At 40.8% G+C, this 17597-nt stretch carries 19 protein-coding genes; 2 read left to right on the top strand and 17 right to left on the bottom strand.

Annotation, left to right across the window (positions count from 1 at the left end; genetic code table 11):
* Positions 1-59: 59 nt before the first annotated feature.
* The 8 genes from EQJ87_RS00615 to EQJ87_RS00580 all read right to left on the bottom strand — a co-directional run bounded on the left by EQJ87_RS00615 (position 60) and on the right by EQJ87_RS00580 (position 5872).
* Positions 60-767, bottom strand: a complete 708-nt coding sequence (locus tag EQJ87_RS00615; RefSeq protein ID WP_130122857.1) for a GntR family transcriptional regulator — start codon at positions 765-767, stop codon at positions 60-62.
* A 141-nt stretch (positions 768-908) separates the two neighbouring features.
* Positions 909-1967: a BMP family lipoprotein gene (locus EQJ87_RS00610; protein ID WP_130122855.1), complete on the bottom strand. Its 1059-nt coding sequence runs from the start codon at positions 1965-1967 to the stop codon at positions 909-911.
* A gap of 315 nt (positions 1968-2282) precedes the next feature.
* Complete coding sequence (locus tag EQJ87_RS00605; RefSeq protein ID WP_130122854.1) at positions 2283-2675, bottom strand: cytidine deaminase; 393 nt, start codon at positions 2673-2675, stop codon at positions 2283-2285.
* Positions 2662-3324: a deoxyribose-phosphate aldolase gene (gene deoC / locus EQJ87_RS00600; protein ID WP_130122853.1), complete on the bottom strand. Its 663-nt coding sequence runs from the start codon at positions 3322-3324 to the stop codon at positions 2662-2664. Before deoC ends, EQJ87_RS00605 begins: the two co-directional genes overlap by 14 nt.
* Before the next feature lie 13 nt (positions 3325-3337).
* On the bottom strand, positions 3338-3526 hold the full coding sequence (locus EQJ87_RS00595; RefSeq protein ID WP_130122851.1) for a hypothetical protein: 189 nt from the start codon (positions 3524-3526) through the stop codon (positions 3338-3340).
* Positions 3527-3528: 2 nt separating this feature from the next.
* Entirely contained in the window at positions 3529-4821 is a 1293-nt protein-coding gene (locus tag EQJ87_RS00590) for a pyrimidine-nucleoside phosphorylase (RefSeq protein WP_130122850.1), read from the bottom strand.
* Positions 4822-5265 (bottom strand): GNAT family N-acetyltransferase, encoded by a 444-nt coding sequence (locus tag EQJ87_RS00585; protein WP_130122848.1) that lies wholly within the window; start codon positions 5263-5265, stop codon positions 4822-4824.
* 7 nt (positions 5266-5272) lie between these two features.
* Positions 5273-5872: a class I SAM-dependent methyltransferase gene (locus tag EQJ87_RS00580; RefSeq protein WP_130122846.1), complete on the bottom strand. Its 600-nt coding sequence runs from the start codon at positions 5870-5872 to the stop codon at positions 5273-5275.
* Positions 5873-6049: 177 nt separating this feature from the next.
* On the opposite strand from EQJ87_RS00580, the gene coaA reads away from it, so the two are divergent.
* The gene (gene coaA, locus EQJ87_RS00575; RefSeq protein WP_130122845.1) at positions 6050-6970 is read left to right on the top strand and encodes a type I pantothenate kinase; all 921 of its coding nucleotides are present in this window, start codon (positions 6050-6052) and stop codon (positions 6968-6970) included.
* Positions 6971-7043: 73 nt separating this feature from the next.
* Here coaA and psiE read toward each other — a convergent pair whose 3' ends face one another.
* From psiE to trpC, 9 genes are all read right to left on the bottom strand, one after another.
* Entirely contained in the window at positions 7044-7475 is a 432-nt protein-coding gene (gene psiE, locus EQJ87_RS00570; RefSeq protein ID WP_130122843.1) for a phosphate-starvation-inducible protein PsiE, read from the bottom strand.
* A gap of 68 nt (positions 7476-7543) precedes the next feature.
* Positions 7544-8479, bottom strand: coding sequence for a cation diffusion facilitator family transporter (locus tag EQJ87_RS00565; RefSeq protein ID WP_130122842.1), 936 nt, complete (start codon positions 8477-8479; stop codon positions 7544-7546).
* 211 nt (positions 8480-8690) lie between these two features.
* Complete coding sequence (locus EQJ87_RS00560) at positions 8691-10127, bottom strand: glycoside hydrolase family 1 protein (RefSeq protein ID WP_130122841.1); 1437 nt, start codon at positions 10125-10127, stop codon at positions 8691-8693.
* Positions 10128-10171: 44 nt separating this feature from the next.
* Positions 10172-12094, bottom strand: coding sequence for a beta-glucoside-specific PTS transporter subunit IIABC (locus tag EQJ87_RS00555; protein WP_130122839.1), 1923 nt, complete (start codon positions 12092-12094; stop codon positions 10172-10174).
* 120 nt (positions 12095-12214) lie between these two features.
* Positions 12215-13060 (bottom strand): BglG family transcription antiterminator LicT, encoded by an 846-nt coding sequence (gene licT, locus EQJ87_RS00550; RefSeq protein ID WP_130122838.1) that lies wholly within the window; start codon positions 13058-13060, stop codon positions 12215-12217.
* Between the two features lie 175 nt (positions 13061-13235).
* Complete coding sequence (trpA, locus tag EQJ87_RS00545; RefSeq protein WP_130122836.1) at positions 13236-13997, bottom strand: tryptophan synthase subunit alpha; 762 nt, start codon at positions 13995-13997, stop codon at positions 13236-13238.
* 33 nt (positions 13998-14030) lie between these two features.
* A complete protein-coding gene (gene trpB / locus EQJ87_RS00540) occupies positions 14031-15284 on the bottom strand; it encodes a tryptophan synthase subunit beta (protein WP_130122834.1) in 1254 nt (417 codons plus the stop codon).
* 64 nt (positions 15285-15348) lie between these two features.
* Entirely contained in the window at positions 15349-15951 is a 603-nt protein-coding gene (locus EQJ87_RS00535) for a phosphoribosylanthranilate isomerase (protein ID WP_223804464.1), read from the bottom strand.
* 132 nt (positions 15952-16083) lie between these two features.
* Positions 16084-16881: an indole-3-glycerol phosphate synthase TrpC gene (gene trpC / locus EQJ87_RS00530; RefSeq protein WP_130122833.1), complete on the bottom strand. Its 798-nt coding sequence runs from the start codon at positions 16879-16881 to the stop codon at positions 16084-16086.
* A 215-nt stretch (positions 16882-17096) separates the two neighbouring features.
* Here trpC and EQJ87_RS00525 point away from each other — a divergent pair, with 215 nt between their 5' ends.
* Positions 17097-17345, top strand: a complete 249-nt coding sequence (locus EQJ87_RS00525; protein WP_130122832.1) for a hypothetical protein — start codon at positions 17097-17099, stop codon at positions 17343-17345.
* Positions 17346-17597 lie beyond the last annotated feature (252 nt).

The following is a 17597-nucleotide window of genomic DNA, read 5'->3' as shown; positions in this document are numbered from 1 at the left end:
CATTTTTTCTATTTTTAAACACCAAATTTCACTTACGTCAGCATTTTCTCTGGCGGAAATCAACGTTCCAAGTAGAATTCGAACCGCTCACCGACATATTGTGAAAGCACGTATTCAAAAGCTCGTCCGTCTGCCAAATAAGACACCTGTGTCAGACCCAAAATAGCTGAGCCGACCCGTATTGCCAAATAATCCGCTACTTCAGTACTGACGCGTTTCGCCGATACGATTTGCTCACTTCGGGCAATTTCATACCCATGGTTTTCCAAGGTTTTAAAGAAATTGCTCGTAATTTCCTTTTTATTAAAATTTTTGACCAAATCATAAGGAATACTCGCGACCTCAAAACAAATCGGCAACTTGTCCGCATAACGAATCCGCTCCATCCGAATGATTGAATCTTTCTTACTGATGTTCAAGCGTTCGCACTCCACCTCGTTAGGTGCTGTCTTGATATAACTCAAAACCTCTGTGGACGGCACTTTACCTTGTGAAGTGATAATTTCAGTGAAAGACGTCGTTCCGCGCATTTTTTCTCGTACACGGCGGCTAGCGACATAAGTCCCCGACCCCACACGACGATCTAAAATACCTTCATCAACCAAAGCAGTAACTGCCTGTCTAGCTGTCATCCGGCTCACATTAAAACGCTCCGCCAAATCTCGCTCGCTCGGCAAGCGTTGCCCAATCTTCCAGACCTCTTTTTCAACCTCATCTTTGAGTGCATCATGAATAATAATATAATTTGGAACTGATTTTCTGACCATAACTTCTCCGCACTTTTCTCACAATCTATACCATTTCATTAATTATAGCACATTCTCCCCTATTTTCAGCAGAAAATAGGGGAGAAAATATTTCATCTTAAAATTACAAAAAAACTAGCATTTCTGCTAGTTAAAAGACAATTATTTTGAAGGAACAGTGATTTTTCCAGAGATGATGTCAGCTTTTGCAGTAGCGACAGCTGTTTTGATTTCTGGAGTAACGTTGTCAAGACCAAGGTCAACCCCACCGTTTTTGAGGTTGTAAGTAACAGTAGTTCCGCCAGGGAATTTACCATCTTTAGTCTTATCAGCGATATCTTGAACGACTTTACCAACTTCTTTGATTGTTGAAACAAGCACGAAGTTAGATTTTTTACCATCTTTAGAAGTGTAACCACCAAGGTATTTTTGGTCTTGGTCAACACCAATGAGCCAAACTTTGTCAGCTTCATTTTTAGTTGAGTTCAAGGCTTTTGCTTCAGAGAATGCACCTACACCTACACCACCAGCACATTGGTAAACGACATCATCACCAGCACCGTACATTGCAGAAGCAATTGTTTTACCTTTCGCAGCATCTGTAAATGATCCTGCATATTGCACATCAACTTTGATGTTTGGATTTACAGATTTAGCTCCAGCTTCGTAACCTTTTTCAAAACGTGTGATAACGTCTGATTGCATTCCGCCGATGAAACCAATTTTGTTGGTTTTAGTTGCTTTAGCCGCAGCAACCCCAGCAAGATAAGCACCTTCGTTATCAGCAAATGTTGCTGAAGCAACGTTCTTTTGATTTTCGATGATAGAGTCAATAATCACAAAGTTAGATTTTGGATTATTTTTAGCTGCTGAAGCTGTTGCATCTTGAAGTGAGAAACCAATACCAAACAAAAGTTTGTAGCCTTGTTGCTCAGCAGAGTTGAAATTTGTTGTGTAGTCTGATGCTGAGTTTGATTGGAAATAAGTGAAACCAGCACCTTTCTTGAGGTTATTTTCTTTACCCCATTTTTGAAGACCTTCCCAAGCCGATTGGTTGAATGAGCGGTCGTTAATCCCACCAGTATCAGTGATGATTGCTGCTTTGAGATCTGTTTTAGCTTTACCAGTTGATCCTCCAGCTGCGTCATGTGAGCGACATCCTGCAAGGACTGCGACTGATGCAAGTGCGATAGCACCAACTGCGAATACACGTTTTTTCATGGAAAGGGTTTCCTCCGAATATTTTTGTGGCTAAACTTTTTAGCTTAAGACCATTTTAAGATATATTGTTTCTTTTTGCAAGCGTTGTACCTAAAGGAAGGTATTTATTTTCCAAACGTTCGGAAATAGCTCCATTTTATAAAATTCTTAATTTTTTCAATCGGAATACAGGTCGTTTCCTCTTCTTTTCAGTAACTCTAGTTCCAATTTTTAGAAGGCTTCCATCTGTAAAAAAATAAATAAGCTCAATTACTGTAGCGCTTACTTTTTCACTATTTTATATACTGACCGAAGTCAGCACATAAAATTTTTAACCTAATTCAATTCCGTAAATGAATACGGCAAAAGCTCGCCTACAGAAGTTTCCATGACCTCATCATCTTTTGAAATCAAGAAAACAGGCATTTCAGCAGGACAAAACTCCGCAAGTACTTGTCGGCAAGCTCCACAAGGGCTAATCGGAGCCTTCGTTTCGCCAAAGATATAAAGCGCATCAAAATCCCTTATTCCCTCTGACACTGCCTTAAAAATCGCCGTGCGTTCCGCACAGTTCGTCAGACCAAAACTCGCATTTTCAATATTACAACCTTGGATAATCTGACCTGAAGTCGTATGAAAAGCAGCCCCCACTGGGAAATGAGAATAAGGCACATAAGCTCGACTTGCTGCTTGACGTGCTGCTGCAATCATTTCTTTAGTAGCTGGCATCCGAAGTAAGTCCTTCCATGATAGCCACACCAGCAGACACCCCTAAACGTGTTGCGCCAGCATCAATCATCGCTTGTGCTTCTGCCAAATTATGAACGCCACCAGAAGCTTTAACTCCCATATCAGGCCCTACTGTTTGACGCATCAATTTGACATCAGCCACTGTTGCACCACCTGTTGAAAAACCAGTTGATGTTTTAACAAAATCAACACCAACACGGACACAAGCTTCACAGGCTTTGACTTTTTCTTCATCAGTCAAAAGACTTGTTTCGATGATGACTTTGAGCAATTTATCAGCCTTGACTGCGTTAACAGCGGCAATGTCAGCTTCAACAAGATCCCAATCTCCAGCTTTAGCAGCACCAATGTTGATAACCATGTCAATCTCATCTGCTCCATTTTCAAGCGCATTTTTCGCTTCAAACGCTTTGACTTCTGAAGTATTTGCACCAAGAGGGAAACCAATGACTGTGCAGACTTTAACGTCTGTGTCTTTCAATTCTTCAGCCGCATAGCTCACCCAAGTTGGGTTGATACAAACACTCATGAAGTCATATTTTTTAGCTTCATCAATGATTTGTTGTACTTTTGACTTTGGTGCGTCAGCTTTAAGGATAGTGTGATCGATGTATTTGTTAATTTGCATTTTAAAATTCTTTCTATTTTTTTATTTTTAAATAAATCATCCCGACAAGTGCATAAACAATGGAGAAGATGACAATGAACGCAAGGAGTTGAATAAACCAAGCTTGGTTTTGCAAATATAATTTGCTAATTGCCCCAGATAAAGCAGCCAAAATCACTTGTAAGGCAATGATTGGCGTTGGAAGTTTTAAGTCTTCTTTCATTTTTATCTAACGATTTCTAAGATTTCTTTTTGATGAACTTGCTCGTCACTAATGACCAAATTATCCGTAAATTCACGAACCAGCTCTTCAGTAATGGCTTGATTGGAATAAAGCGTAGCGATTAAATCACCGACAGCAACAGCATCGCCAACCTTTTTAGCTAAGGTTACACCCGCTTCAAAGTCAATTTTATCTGCTTTTGTTGCGCGTCCAGCGCCAAGTTTCATGGCAACAATCCCAATACCTAATGCTTTTTCACAAGAAATGAAACCTGCTTTGTCAGCTCGAATTTCTAATGTATTTTTAACTTTCAAAGGAGCTGTCAAATTTTCAAAAGCGCTTGGGTCTCCGCCTTGAGCTTTGACCATTGCGACAAATTTTGCATAGGCTGCCCCATTATGTAGATGTTCAAGAATCTCAGGGATTGTCTTTTCAACCCCTGCCAATTGTAGCATAATTTGAGCTAATTCAGCAATAAATTCTTGAAAAGCCTGTGGTGCTTGTCCTTTCAAGGTCTGAACAGCTTCTGTGATTTCATTTCGATTACCAATCGCAAAACCAAGTGGTTGACTCATATTGGTGATGACTGCAACGGTTTCGCGACCAACAGAGCGTCCCAAATCAACCATTGTGCGAGCAAGGACGCGCGCATCTTCTACTGATTTCATGAAAGCTCCATCACCGACGGTCACATCAAGCAAGATGGCGTCTGAGCCCGCAGCAATTTTTTTGGACATGACTGAACTTGCAATCAGCGGGATGATATCAACAGTCGCCGTCACATCACGCAGGGCATAGAGGAGTTTATCCGCCTTGACGAGTTCATCAGATTGGCCAATAACCGCGATTCCTGTTTCCTTCACTTGCTCAATGAAACCTGCTTCTGTTTTTTCAATATTAAAGCCGGGGATGGATTCTAATTTATCCAGAGTCCCGCCGGTATGCCCGAGACCCCGCCCAGACATTTTAGCCACTGGAACGCCAAATGAAGCAACGAGTGGGGCTAAAATCAAGGTCACTTTATCCCCCACGCCGCCAGTAGAATGTTTATCCACTTTAACGCCAGCAATACTGCTCAGATCAAACTCTTTACCTGAGTGCACCATCGCCATGGTGAGCGCTGCTGTTTCTTCTGTCGTCATTCCTTTAAAATAAATCGCCATAGCCAGTGCTGACATTTGATAATCAGGTACTGCACCACTGACATAATTTTCAATAATCCAATTGATTTCAGGCTTGCTAAAAGCGCCGCCTTCTCGTTTTTTTTGGATGAGGTCAACCATACGATAGCTCATTTATAAAGCCTTTCTAAAAACAAAACTTGTTTTTGTTAATTTCATTTTTTTCTCATAAAATTGATGTGCTGCTGCTTTTTCTAAACCAGATGTCAAGACAAGCTGTTCACAGCCTTGTTTTTTTCCTTCGTTGGCCACCTCGTCTAAGAGTATTTTTCCAAGCCCTCGATGGCGTTTCGTAGCATCAACAACGAGTTCATAAACAAAAAGATGATGTCCTTCATAAAGATTGAGTTGTTCACTAAAGCCAGCATAAGCAAGAATTGTGCCATTTTCTTGGAAAACAAATGCTCGATAAGCTGGCATTTTTGTAGCGGTTTCACAAAATTTTTCCAAAGTTAACTGACTACGGAGTTGCTTGACGACCGGCCAAGCCTTTACTAATTCTTCGAGTTCAAGTTCTTCAATGGAACTTGTAGCTGAAACTGATTTTATTCTCCTCATTTTTTCCTCACTTTTTGTAGCTCCGTAAAATGAAGTAGCCCTTATCTTTGGCAATGATTTCACAATTTCCAAAAACTTCTTCCATTTTCTTTTGGGCCGAGGGAGCACCTTGTTTTTTCTGAATAACAATGGTCAAATGCCCTCCTGTATTCAGGTGGTCAAAAGCGCCTGTCAAAATGCCATGCACAACTTCTTTTCCTGCTCGAATAGGCGGGTTGGAAATGATGGCATCGTAGCTTTCGCTGATGTTTTCATAGCGGTCAGAACGTTTGATTTCAACAGGGCTTACCGCATTATTTTGAGCATTTTGCTGGCACAATTCTAAGGCCCGACCGTTGACATCAACCATGGTCACTGCTAAATCAAATTTTTTGGCCAGAGTCAGTCCCAAGGTTCCGTAGCCGCAGCCGACATCAAGTAAAGTTTTTGCCATTTCTGGCTCATAATTTTCTAATAAGACACGCGACCCGTAGTCAATTGCATTTTTAGAAAAAACACCGCGGTCGGTCAGGAAATGCATCGGCAAGTCCAAGAGTTCGACAGTCAATTTTTGCAAATCGTGTGCTAAATCACGATTGTCTTCATAATACATATTTGTTTTTACCATTAGGTTTATTTTAACACAAAACCCTTCTTTTCGCCCCGAAAAATTTTTCTGAATGTCTTTTTTCGAATGTAAACACTTACGTATTTCTCGCTAGGTCTGCTATCAATAGATTAAGCCGCTTACAAAAAGACGACTTCTTTTGCCTGCTTCGAGCAAAAATGTGGTAAAATATTTCTCATGAATGAATTCATCAATTTTGACGAAATTAGCCGTGAAACTTGGCAAAACCTTTATAAAACATCAATTGCGCCTTTGACGCATGATGAGCTTGAATCCATCCGCTCGCTCAACGACGAAATTAGCTTACAGGATGTTCAAGATGTCTATTTGCCGCTGGTTCACCTGCTGCGCCTCTACAAGAAGAACTTGGAAGATATGAGCTTTTCTAAGGGACTTTTCTTGCAAAAAATCGTGAAAACACCGCCTTTAATTATTGGAATTTCGGGTTCTGTGGCTGTTGGGAAATCAACGACGGCACGGCTCGTTCAGGTGCTTCTTTCACGTGCTTTTCCAAAGTTGACGGTTGATTTGGTCACGACGGATGGCTTTCTTTTTACAACAAAAGAACTGAAAGACCGCGGTATTCTTGATCGCAAAGGTTTTCCTGAAAGCTACGATATGGAGCGCTTGACCGATTTTCTCTACCATGTCAAGGAGGGCGAAAAATGTCAAGTTCCGATTTATTCGCACGAAACTTATGATATTTTGCCTGATCAAAATCAACTCATCGACAGCCCAGACATCCTCATCGTCGAAGGGATCAATGTGTTGCAAAATCCGCAAAATCAAATGCTTTACATCAGCGATTTTTACGATTTTTCAATCTACGTTGATGCTGACGAAAAATTGATTGAGAAATGGTATTTAGAACGATTTGACAGTCTCTTAAAGTTGGCAAAATCTGACGAAACAAATTTTTATCATCAATTTACAAAAATGCCTGCGGACAAAGTCGTTAATTTGGCCCGTGAAACTTGGGCGCGCGTCAATCGTGTCAATTTACGCGAATACATTGAGCCGACCCGCAACCGTGCCGAAGTTATTCTTCATAAATCAGAAAAACATTATATTGATAAAATTTATCTTAAAAAATTCTAAGAAAAAATGCTGACGAAAATTCCGTCAGCATTTTTTCTTGTTTCGTCAGTAGAATTTTTACTGACGCAAACGGTTAGAGATGCTCATCAGTGTCATCATTTGGAAAAATAAATTTTTTCAAAATCACCACACTTATAATCAGCAGCAGGATGGCGCTGGAAATCAACATGACGCCCATCAGATGCTCGTGATAAGTGAGTAAAAGTCGAATCAGTGATGTAATCCCCAAAGATAATAAAAAGATGAGAGAAACGTGTCCACGATTTCGTAAGGAGGTGATGATTAATGTTAAAAATTCAAAGAAGATAAAGAAGGATAAAATTCCTTTCAAACTATCATAGTAATTCCCACCCGTTTCAGGCTGCATCGCTAAAATAATCAACGAATAAATTTCGCGAAATAGAAGATAGACGATGACTAAACCGACAATAATCAAGGATAAAAAGCTGATTTTGGTTAAGAATTTTATCATTTTTTCTTCAATACAATTAAAGTAATCTTTCAAAAATAGTCCTCCTTTTATTTTTTTCTCATTTTTACTGATGAAACTTTTAATCCGATTCCGTCAGTAAATTATCTTTGATAGTGCTCGTCAAATTCATCAATTTCGATATAAATGTAACATTTTTTATCTGGTAAACTCCGCCGGATTTCTGCTTCAATCTGGTTGACAATCTCATAATCTTCTAAGACAAGTTCATTCACCAAATCAATTTTAGCAGCAATCAAAATCTCCGTAGGCCCCAGATGAACGGTTCTCACATTGATGACCCGCTCAATTTCTGAACGCTCAAAAGGCCGCAGAATCTTCACCAAATCACTATCTGTCACGCGCTCACCAACAATCAAACTGTAAAATTCACGTGTTAAGAAAATCGCAGCCGCCATCAACAAAAGACCAATCATAAGTCCACTGATGGCGTCAAACATTGGATTTCCAGTAATCATCGTCAGAGCCGTGCCCAAAAGTGCCAAAATTAAACCAATGATTGCACATAAATCCTCAGCGAAAATCACTAGAATTTCGCTATGTCGACTCTCATGCAAAAATTTAAAAATCGGCAATTTCTCTGTGTTCAACTCAGCAATTTCCTTGAACGCAACCCGTAAAGATGACCCTTCAATCAGCATCCCAATCAGCAAAATTCCAATCACAATCCACGGATTTTCCACCGAGTGCGCAGGATGCACCAACTTGTCGTAGGCCTCCATGACCCCGATCACACCACCCCCAAAAAAGAGAAAAGTCGCCACAATCATACTAAAAAAGTATTTCGCTCGTGCCTCGCCAAATTGGTGTAAATTGGAACTTGCTTGACGCGAGCGCCGATCACCAAACAATAGCAAAATCTGGTTCCCACAATCGACCACCGAGTGAATACTCTCATTAAGCATCGCAGCTGAGCCTGACAAACCAAAACCAATAAATTTACTGATTGCCACCAAAACATTCGCACCCAAAGCCGCAAGAACCGCAAACATTCCCGAGCTTTTCTTTTCTTCTGCCATAAATTAACTCATTTCCATTAAGATTTATCCCTATTATAGCAAAATTCTCCGCACTTTAAGCCTTACCACTATCCATTTTTTCAAGCAAAAATTCCGCCACGCTGACGGAATCTTTTTATTTCACTAAAAGCCAGAGAATTTACTGACGGAATTTATTTTTTACCGTAAACGTCAGAGAATTTGCTGACGAAAATAAATTCTCTCACTTCTTTTACAAATTTTTGCCATTTGACGCAATGACTTCCTTGTACCAATCAAATGATTTTTTCTTAGAACGCTTGCCAGTACCGACACCCTCATCGTCCAAATCAACATAGATGAAACCATAACGCTTACTCATCTCACCCGTTGAGGCCGAAACCAAGTCAATACAACCCCATGGCGTATAGCCCATGACATCCACACCATCAGCAATCGCTTCTTCCATTGCCTTAATATGTTTTCTCAGGTAATCAATCCGATAATCATCTTCGATTGTGCCATCTTCATTGACCTGATCAATGGCTCCCAAGCCATTTTCTACGATAAATAAAGGCACTTGATAGCGACCATACAAGTCGTTCAGAGCATAGCGCAGTCCATCAGGGTCAACAGCCCAACCCCATTCACTCTCTTGCAAGAAAGGATTTTTAACCCCGCCAAGCACCATATTACCACTAGCTTCGACCCCTTCACCTGTCTGAGATTCGACAGAAGACATATAGTAACTAAAGCCAATATAGTCCACCGTTCCCTCTTTCAAAAGTGCCAAATCCTCAGCCGTAATATCCAAATCCTCAGCTTTAACTCCATATTTTTCGTACAAACGATGAGTAAATGCTGGATAAGCCCCTCGAACCTGCACATCATTACAGAAATAATTAAATTCTTGAATACTTTGTTGAGTTGCAATTTGATTGACTGGATTTGCATCAAAAGAATAAGTCGTTGAATAAATACTCATGCAACCAATCTTCAAATCCTTATTCAAAGCATGACCAAATTTGACCGCTTGCGCGCTCGCCACAAATTGATTATGCCAAGCTTGGAAAATATTTTTACGCTCTTTACTGCCATTCAAAGGCGCCAAACCTTGACTAAGCCCTGGAATAAAAGTCGCTGAATTGATTTCATTAAAAGTCATCCAATATTTGACTTTATCTTGATAGCGTTTCAATAAAACCTGAGCAAAACGGCCATAAAACTCAATCAGAGCGCGATTCTTCCAGCCACCATACGCTGTGACCAAATGCAGAGGCATTTCATAGTGTGAAATCGTAATGACCGGTTCAATCTGATACTTCAAACACTCCTCGATCACCTGATCATAAAACTTCAGTCCCGCTTCATTAGGGGTCATTTCATCCCCATTTGGAAAAATCCGCGTCCAAGCCACTGAGAAACGATAAGCCTTAAAGCCCATTTCAGCAAACAAAGCAATATCTTCTTTGAAATGATGATAATGGTCAATCCCTTGATGATTAGGATAAGTATGGTGCTCCTTATCAATTGTCCAATCAAATGACTCTGAATCAAGGATTCCCAAGCGTTCTTTCCCACCAGGCATTACATCAGTGACCGAAAGCCCTTTTCCATCCACATCATAAGCACCTTCCAATTGATTTGCCGCTGTTGCTCCGCCCCACAAAAAATCTGTTTTAAATGTCATTTTTACACTCTCTTCTCTCTTAATTTTTTAATCATCATTTCTTTTTATACTGGATTTGCCACAAGTTCCGTCGTCTGAGCTCCAATAGCTGTCAAAAGCATTTCATCTTTTTTCACATAAGCTTTATCCGTCGCAAGCACATCCATATAATCTTGTGAATTAGTCACGATAATCGGCACCTGTGTACTATAACCTGCATTTTGGATGCTTTCAATATCAAATTTAATCAACAAATCACCTTTTTTGACCATTTGCCCTTGTTTGACAAAAGTCTCAAAGTATTGTCCCTCAAGTTGCACCGTATCAATACCGATATGCACCAATACCTCAGAACCCTGATCTGAAACCAGACCAATCGCGTGCTTCGTTGGGAATAAAATCATGACCATCCCATCAAAAGGGGCGCGTACTTCACCGATAGTAGGCTCAATTGCTACTCCTTTACCCATGATTTCCGCTGAAAAGGCAGCATCTTTCACTTCTGACAAAGGAATCACATGACCTTCAATTGGAGTGAAAATCACTTCTTTATTAGTCTTTTGTTTAGCAAAATTAACAGGTGTTGCCACTACATCTTCGCTCACTTCCACGATTTCATCTTCAAAACCTACGATGTAGGTTACGATAAATCCTGCAATAACCGCAATCCCTGCCAAAATCATCATCTTCACAGCACCAGAGACATCACCATCCAATGAGATATTTGAAGTGAAGCTGAAAATACCAAGTGCTCCCATTGTGTAAGCTTTAATTCCCATTCCCATTGCTACCGCAGCAAGAACACCACTGACCGCACAAGAAATCCAGAATGGACGTTTCTTAGGAAGGGTAATCCCGTAAATCGCAGGCTCCGTTACCCCAAACCAACCAGAGATAAAGGCTGGAATGGCCATTTCGCGAAGTTTTTTATCCTTCGTTTTCAACATCACCGCACCAACAGCACCCGTTTGAGCAAAAGAAGCTACCCCAGCTGCTGTTAAGAGTGCCGTAGGCTCTCCTTTGGCCAAAGAAATAATCGCAAAAGGAACAATTGCCCAGTGCAGTCCAAACATTACCAAGACTTGCCAAGCAAAACCAAGCACCAGTCCAAAGATAATCGGATTAAAGCCTTGTAAAGCCATCAATCCTTTACCCAACGCATCCGAAGCCACGTTCATCACTGGCCCAATCACCAAAAATCCAAGAGGAACAGAGATGATTGCTGTAAAGAATGGCACCAAGAAAAGTTTCACCACGTCAGGAATAATCTTTTTCAATTGTCGCTCTAGAAATGCTGCAAAAGCTGTAATCGCAATAATTGGCATCACAGTTGAGCCGTAACCTGCCGCAGGCACCGAAAACGGAATGCCAAACAAATCCAATCCACCACTTTTAGCAAATGTCGCAGTGATTGAACCATCTAGGAAACCAGGATAAACCAAAGCAGTCGCAATCATCATCCCTACAAAAGGTGACCCTCTAAATTTTTTCATCGCCGCAAAGCCTATGAAAATTGGTAAAAAGAGGAATAAACCATCGCCCATTGCATTAAGGACGGCATAAGTTGATGACGCCTGATAACCTTGCCCTAGTGAGAACGAAAGGATGGCATTCACCCCTTTGAGCATACCTGCTGCAGAAAGCGGTGCAAGAATCGGTTGGAAGATTCCAGAAATCATATCTACAAACTGGTCAAAGAGATTTCCTTTTTTCCCCGCATCTTCCTCTGAAGTCTCAAGGACGCCCAAAACGGCATCCACGTCTGCACGCACGTCAGGAACATGATTTCCAATCACGACTTGATACTGTCCGCCAGATTTCATGACCGTTACTACGCCATCCATCTTTTTCAACGCTTCCGTATTTGCCTTCTTCTCATCTCTGAGTTTAAAACGCAAGCGCGTGATACAGTTAATAACGGAAATGACATTTTCTTTGCCACCCACGTTTGCTACAATGTCTTTTGCAAGAGCTTCATATTTGCCCATTACAAACCTCCAAAATATAATATTTTTTAGAGGTCTCGCCAACCTAATGTCACGATCCAATTGTTACCAAAGTTAATTGACGCTGAGCGTCTGTTTTTAAAATCCAACTTAGATTTTAAGTTAAGTTTTTTGGATTTTCTCCAAAATTCGTGCTAAATGCACCGTCATATAAATCTGCTCACTTTGTGAAACTTGATAATTTTTCGTTTGTTTCAAAAAGTCGCTCACTTTCGACGTTCCAAGATAAGCCCTAGGATATTTACGAATAATCAAGGTAAATAAATCTTCATCAGCCACCTCATCTGTCACAGTCTGCGAAAACACTCGTTCTGTAAAAAATTTCAAATGAGTGATGAAGCGCTGGAAATAAGCATCCTGCTCATTAAAATTGACCTGCAAGGTGTACTTTAAAGTGGTCAAAATTTCTTCCATCAGTTTGGTCAACTCTGTGGCATATTCATGTCCGCTTCCCAAGGTTCCATTGACGATGTGCATCGCCAAAAATCCCGCCTCATCTTCTGGTAATGAGATAGAAAATTGTTGATTAACTTTCTCTAAAGTTGTCAGACAGATCTTAAATTCTTCAGGGAAGAAGCGCTTGATATCCCAAAGCAAGAAATTTTTAACCGCAATCTTTTTTTCTGCCCGCTTAATCGCAGCGTCCAAGTGATCGGCAAAAGCCACGAGGATTGTATCGGATATTTCCTTATTGAATGTCGTTTTCGCTTCAGCCAGCGTCACCATTGAAAGCTCAATAATACTTCCTGGAATCTCCGAGAGTAGCTCTGAAAAATTTTGCTGAGCAGAGGTAACTTTCAAGGCAAAGATTTTTTCAATCTTTTTGTCTTCGACACACTCGCCAGCTCTTTTCCCAAAACCCAAGCCCAAACCCATTAGAATGGTTTCTTCCTCATTATTATTTTTTGCAATGACGACGTTGTTGTTCAGAACTTTTTTGATCTTCACGCTTTACTCCATTTTTTCCAAAAAAATAGACCTTATCTCCCTATACAGACGTATATAGGGCACGATAAGGTCTAGCTTAACTTAATAATCACCATCCGTATTTGTGTAACCGTTTTATTTAATTTGATTATAGCATTTATGGAAAACGCTGTCAAGTCTTTTTTCTTTCTTTTTTTTATTTTTGTGAAGCGGCTTTGATAAAGGAGATAACCTCTGCTTTTTTACCCTCATGCAAATCACGAACAATCTTAGAGCCAACGATAACACCCGAAGAAACTTTATTGAAACGCTCAACATCCGCCAAATTAGACACCCCAAAACCAACACATACAGGGACTGTGCTCAGTCCTGACAGAACTTTCAAATGTTCATCAAGTGTATCTGAATAAGCATTCTCCTTACCGGTCACGCCATTGACTGCCACCGCATAAACAAAACCTTCGGCATTCTTAATCAACGCTTTTTGTCGTTCTAAACCTGTGGTCAAACTAACCAATTGAATCAAAGCCAAATCTTTTTCTGCCAAATAATCGGTGATGAAGTTTTGGGCTTCCATTGGCAAATCGGGTACAATCAACCCTTTAACTGCGGTGTCTGCCAAATCGGCTAAGAATTTTTCTGTCCCATATTGATAAACAGGATTCATATAGGTCATGATAATCAGCGGCACGGTCGCTTTCAATGTTTGCAAGCTTTTAACAATTCCTGTCAAGCTGACTTGATTTGCCAAAGCACGTAATCCTGCTTGTTCGATGACTGGGCCATCAGCGACAGGGTCAGAAAAGGGAACGCCGATTTCAATAGCTGAAGCGCCTGCATTTGCTAACAAATCAACAGTTTCTTGCAAACCCTCAAGTCCTCGTTCATGATCTCCAGCCATAATGTAAGGAATGAAGATTTTATCCAATTTTTTCAAATGTTTTTCTAATGTTTTCATATTTTTTCCTTTTTTAAATAGAAAAGAGCAAGCTCAGTCTTGTTCCAAGGCATCGAGGCGTTGTTGGTTTTTAATGTAATGTTCTAAGCTCGTTTCTCCTGATTCTAGTCGTTCTTTGATTTGGTTTACATCTTTATCGCCACGCCCTGATAAGCAGACAATCATTGTTTTGTCTTTGCCAAGTTCTTTGGCTAATTTGATAGCATAGGCAATCGCGTGTGAACTTTCTAGTGCTGGAATAATGCCTTCAAGTTTACAAAGGAGTTGAAAGGCTTCAACGGCTTCATCATCGGTGATATCAACGTATTTTGCTCGTCCAATGGCATTGAAATAACTGTGTTCTGGGCCAATTCCCGGATAATCAAGACCTGCCGAGATACTGAAAGCTTCTAGGATTTGACCATTTTCATCTTGTAAAACATCCATAAGTTGACCATGCAAAATTCCGGGGCGTCCACTAGTAATTGTTGCTGCGTTATATGGAGTGTCAACGCCTAAGCCTGCAGCTTCTACACCGTACATTTCTACTTTTTCATCATTAACAAAGGGATAGAAAAGCCCCATAGAATTTGAGCCTCCGCCCACACAAGCGACAAGTGCATCGGGGAGTTTTCCTTCTTTGTCCAAAAATTGCGCGCGCGCCTCCCGCCCAATAACGGCTTGATAATCTCGGACAATTTGGGGATAGGGATGTGGGCCAAGAACGGAACCCATCACATAATGAGTGTCTTCAACATTGGCCACCCAAGCGCGCAAAGCGGCATTAACGGCATCTTTGAGCACGCGCGAACCGTCTACAACACTGTGGACTTTGGCACCCAATAATTCCATCCGAAAAACATTCAGTGCTTGACGTTTTACGTCTTCTTCTCCCATATAAATCGTACATTCCATGCCAAAAAGAGCGGCTGCTGTGGCTGTGGCAACACCGTGTTGTCCCGCACCTGTTTCGGCAATGACTTTGTTTTTACCCATTTTTTTAGCAAGGAGAACTTGTCCCAAAGCATTGTTAATTTTGTGGGCGCCAGTGTGATTTAAATCTTCACGTTTAAGGTAAATTTTGGCTCCGCCGGCATAGTCCGTCAATCGTTGCGCCAAATAAAGCGGACTTTCTCGTCCTACATAATCTTTAAGGAGATTTTCAAACTCTGCTTGAAAAGCGGGGTCGTTTTTACTTTCTTCATAGGCAACTTCAAGTTCCTTGACAGCTGTCATCAAGGTTTCTGGGACGAATTGTCCGCCAAATTTGCCGTAAAATCCTTTTTCGTTGGGTTGGTTATAGGTCATGTTTTCTCCTTTTATTCTTTTGATTTTCTTACTTTGAGTGGCTGCCTTGACTCTCCCACTTTTTTCAGCTTTGGGATGCGACGAAGTTTGCATTTTTTATGAAAGCTTCTATCTTTGATAAATCTTTCACGCCTTTTGTTTCCACACCGCTTGATACGTCGACACCGTAGGCGTTTGGGTAGTGGTGAAGGGCAGTGGCTACATTTTCAGGTGTCAAACCGCCGGCAATAAAATAGGGAGTTTCGACGGCTGATAAATCGGTCTTCCAATCAAATGTTTCACCGCTTCCGCCTTTTGGGCTATCAAACAGAAGGGTTACGCCTTCGTATTTTTTGCTTTGTTGAAGGCTAGAAATTGCTTTAATCACGGGAAGGTCGAGCGCGGAAATGTAGGTCATGTCTTCACTGCCATGCAGTTGCACGATGTCAAGTTTGCCAAGTTTGACCGCATTTTTGACGAAGACAAGAGGCTCGTTGACAAAGACACCGACTTTTTGGATGTTTTGAGGAACGTCGCACGTGATTTCTGCAATTTTTTCTGGGGAAATTTGCCGTCGAGATTTTGATAAAATAAATCCTAAATGAGTGGCGCCAGCTTGGCAGGCTGTGTCAACGGCTGCTTTTGTGGAGAGACCACAGATTTTAATTTTCATTTTTTTGAGTTCCATTTTTCTTCGAGTAAAGTTTGAACATCATAAGCGGACTATTTTCAAATCCGTCAGTATTTTCTCTGGCACTGATGCCTAAGTTTCAGTTGCGTCAGCATTTTTTCTGGCACTGACGCCTAAGTTTCAGTTGCGTCAGCATTTTTTCTCGCACTGACGCTTCGTTTTCAGTTGCGTCAGCATTTTCTCTACGTTTTTGGCTTGCATCAGTGCTGTCCCTACCAAAATTGCATTGAAATATGGGGCGACGCGCTCAGCTTCTTGTGTTCCAAAGATGCCACTTTCTGAAATATAGACATTTTCCGCTTGAAAATCTTTTACTAAATCCAGTGAATTTTGCAGACTGACCTCAAAGGTTTTGAGGTTACGATTGTTGACACCGATGATTTTTGCGCCAAGTGCGTGAGCAAGGTCAAGTTCTGCCTTATTGTGCGTTTCAACCAGTACCTCTAATCCTTGCTGTATGGCATAAGTATACAGTTTTTTCAAGCCGGCAAAATCATTTTCAAAGCAAGCAACAATCAGTAAAATCACCGTGGCTCCTGCGTTAATCGCTCGATCAATTTGCTTTTGGTCAATGATAAAATCTTTGTTTAAAGTCGGAATTTTCACTTTTTCGGAAATTTCACGCAGATAGGCAATGTCACCTTTGAAAAACACGGGGTCGGTCAGCACCGAAATCATGGCTGCGCCTGCTTTTTCGTAAGTTTTCGCCTGCACCGTGATGTCCACGTCAAGATTGATGTCACCCAGACTAGGACTGGCTTTTTTGACTTCGGCGATGATTTGCAACTGATTTTCATGCTGTTTCAAAAAATCATAAAGTTTGTAAGTTTGGCGCACTTTTTGGGGCTTTTCTGCCGGCATCTGCGCGACTTCTTGGCGTTTTTGGGCAAGAATAGTTTCTAAAAATTTGGCTTTGGGAATTTTCATGGGTTGCTCTTTTCTTTAAGGACGAATGGGATTTGCGTCAGCATTTTTTCTAGCGCTGACGCCTAGTTTGCAGTTGCGTCAGCATTTTTTCTGCTTTTATTTTAGCATAAGATTCGGTGTAAATGTTGAGTTTTTTCTGAACTATATCTTTTGTTGCGATTAGGTTATTTTAGAGTTATAATAAACGTATCAACTTGAACGAAAAGGAGAATGCGATGAACGATAAAGAGAAGAAATATTGGAGCAACCAGGGTTATTCTGAAGAAAATCTACATCAAATTGAGCAGATTCGGCTCCAAGAACGTCGATGGCTATTTATTTTTTCCTTGCTTAATTTTTCCATGATATTGTTGCAAAAATACTGGATGCCCAACTGGCTTTTTGTCCTTTGGATCCTTGGGGCGCTATCATTTTTCGTACAACTTTTCCGCTGGGATTATCAAAAATCACATCTTAAAAAATAAATTTTGTTAAAACTAATTTTCTAACTTTCGCCAACTTTTTGGCGATTTTTTTATGTAAAAATAGTTGCGTCAGCATTTTTTCTAGCGTTGACGCCTAGTTTGCAGTTGCGTCAGCATTTTCTCTGGCACTGATGCCTAGTTTGCAGTTGCGTCAGCATTTTCTCTGGCACTGACGCCTAGTTTGCAGTTGCGTCAGCATTTTTTCTGGCGCTGACGCCAAGTTTTCAGTTGCGTCAGCATTTTCTCTACTTT

The sequence above is a fragment of the Lactococcus sp. S-13 genome (genome assembly GCF_004210295.1).
GTDB lineage: Bacteria > Bacillota > Bacilli > Lactobacillales > Streptococcaceae > Lactococcus.
This window is presented reverse-complemented; position numbering and strand designations above follow the sequence as displayed.

Excerpts from the sequence above, each read along its gene's own strand:
- EQJ87_RS00615 (WP_130122857.1), bottom strand. The coding sequence starts at position 767 with ATGGTCAGAAAATCAGTTCCAAATTATATTATTATTCATGATGCACTC.
- EQJ87_RS00610 (WP_130122855.1), bottom strand. The coding sequence starts at position 1,967 with ATGAAAAAACGTGTATTCGCAGTTGGTGCTATCGCACTTGCATCAGTC.
- EQJ87_RS00605 (WP_130122854.1), bottom strand. The coding sequence starts at position 2,675 with ATGCCAGCTACTAAAGAAATGATTGCAGCAGCACGTCAAGCAGCAAGT.
- deoC (WP_130122853.1), bottom strand. The coding sequence starts at position 3,324 with ATGCAAATTAACAAATACATCGATCACACTATCCTTAAAGCTGACGCA.
- EQJ87_RS00595 (WP_130122851.1), bottom strand. The coding sequence starts at position 3,526 with ATGAAAGAAGACTTAAAACTTCCAACGCCAATCATTGCCTTACAAGTG.
- EQJ87_RS00590 (WP_130122850.1), bottom strand. The coding sequence starts at position 4,821 with ATGAGCTATCGTATGGTTGACCTCATCCAAAAAAAACGAGAAGGCGGC.
- EQJ87_RS00585 (WP_130122848.1), bottom strand. The coding sequence starts at position 5,265 with ATGAGGAGAATAAAATCAGTTTCAGCTACAAGTTCCATTGAAGAACTT.
- EQJ87_RS00580 (WP_130122846.1), bottom strand. The coding sequence starts at position 5,872 with ATGGTAAAAACAAATATGTATTATGAAGACAATCGTGATTTAGCACAC.
- coaA (WP_130122845.1), top strand. The coding sequence starts at position 6,050 with ATGAATGAATTCATCAATTTTGACGAAATTAGCCGTGAAACTTGGCAA.
- EQJ87_RS00565 (WP_130122842.1), bottom strand. The coding sequence starts at position 8,479 with ATGGCAGAAGAAAAGAAAAGCTCGGGAATGTTTGCGGTTCTTGCGGCT.
- EQJ87_RS00560 (WP_130122841.1), bottom strand. The coding sequence starts at position 10,127 with ATGACATTTAAAACAGATTTTTTGTGGGGCGGAGCAACAGCGGCAAAT.
- EQJ87_RS00555 (WP_130122839.1), bottom strand. The coding sequence starts at position 12,094 with ATGGGCAAATATGAAGCTCTTGCAAAAGACATTGTAGCAAACGTGGGT.
- trpA (WP_130122836.1), bottom strand. The coding sequence starts at position 13,997 with ATGAAAACATTAGAAAAACATTTGAAAAAATTGGATAAAATCTTCATT.
- trpB (WP_130122834.1), bottom strand. The coding sequence starts at position 15,284 with ATGACCTATAACCAACCCAACGAAAAAGGATTTTACGGCAAATTTGGC.
- EQJ87_RS00535 (WP_223804464.1), bottom strand. The coding sequence starts at position 15,951 with ATGGAACTCAAAAAAATGAAAATTAAAATCTGTGGTCTCTCCACAAAA.
- trpC (WP_130122833.1), bottom strand. The coding sequence starts at position 16,881 with ATGAAAATTCCCAAAGCCAAATTTTTAGAAACTATTCTTGCCCAAAAA.
- EQJ87_RS00525 (WP_130122832.1), top strand. The coding sequence starts at position 17,097 with ATGAACGATAAAGAGAAGAAATATTGGAGCAACCAGGGTTATTCTGAA.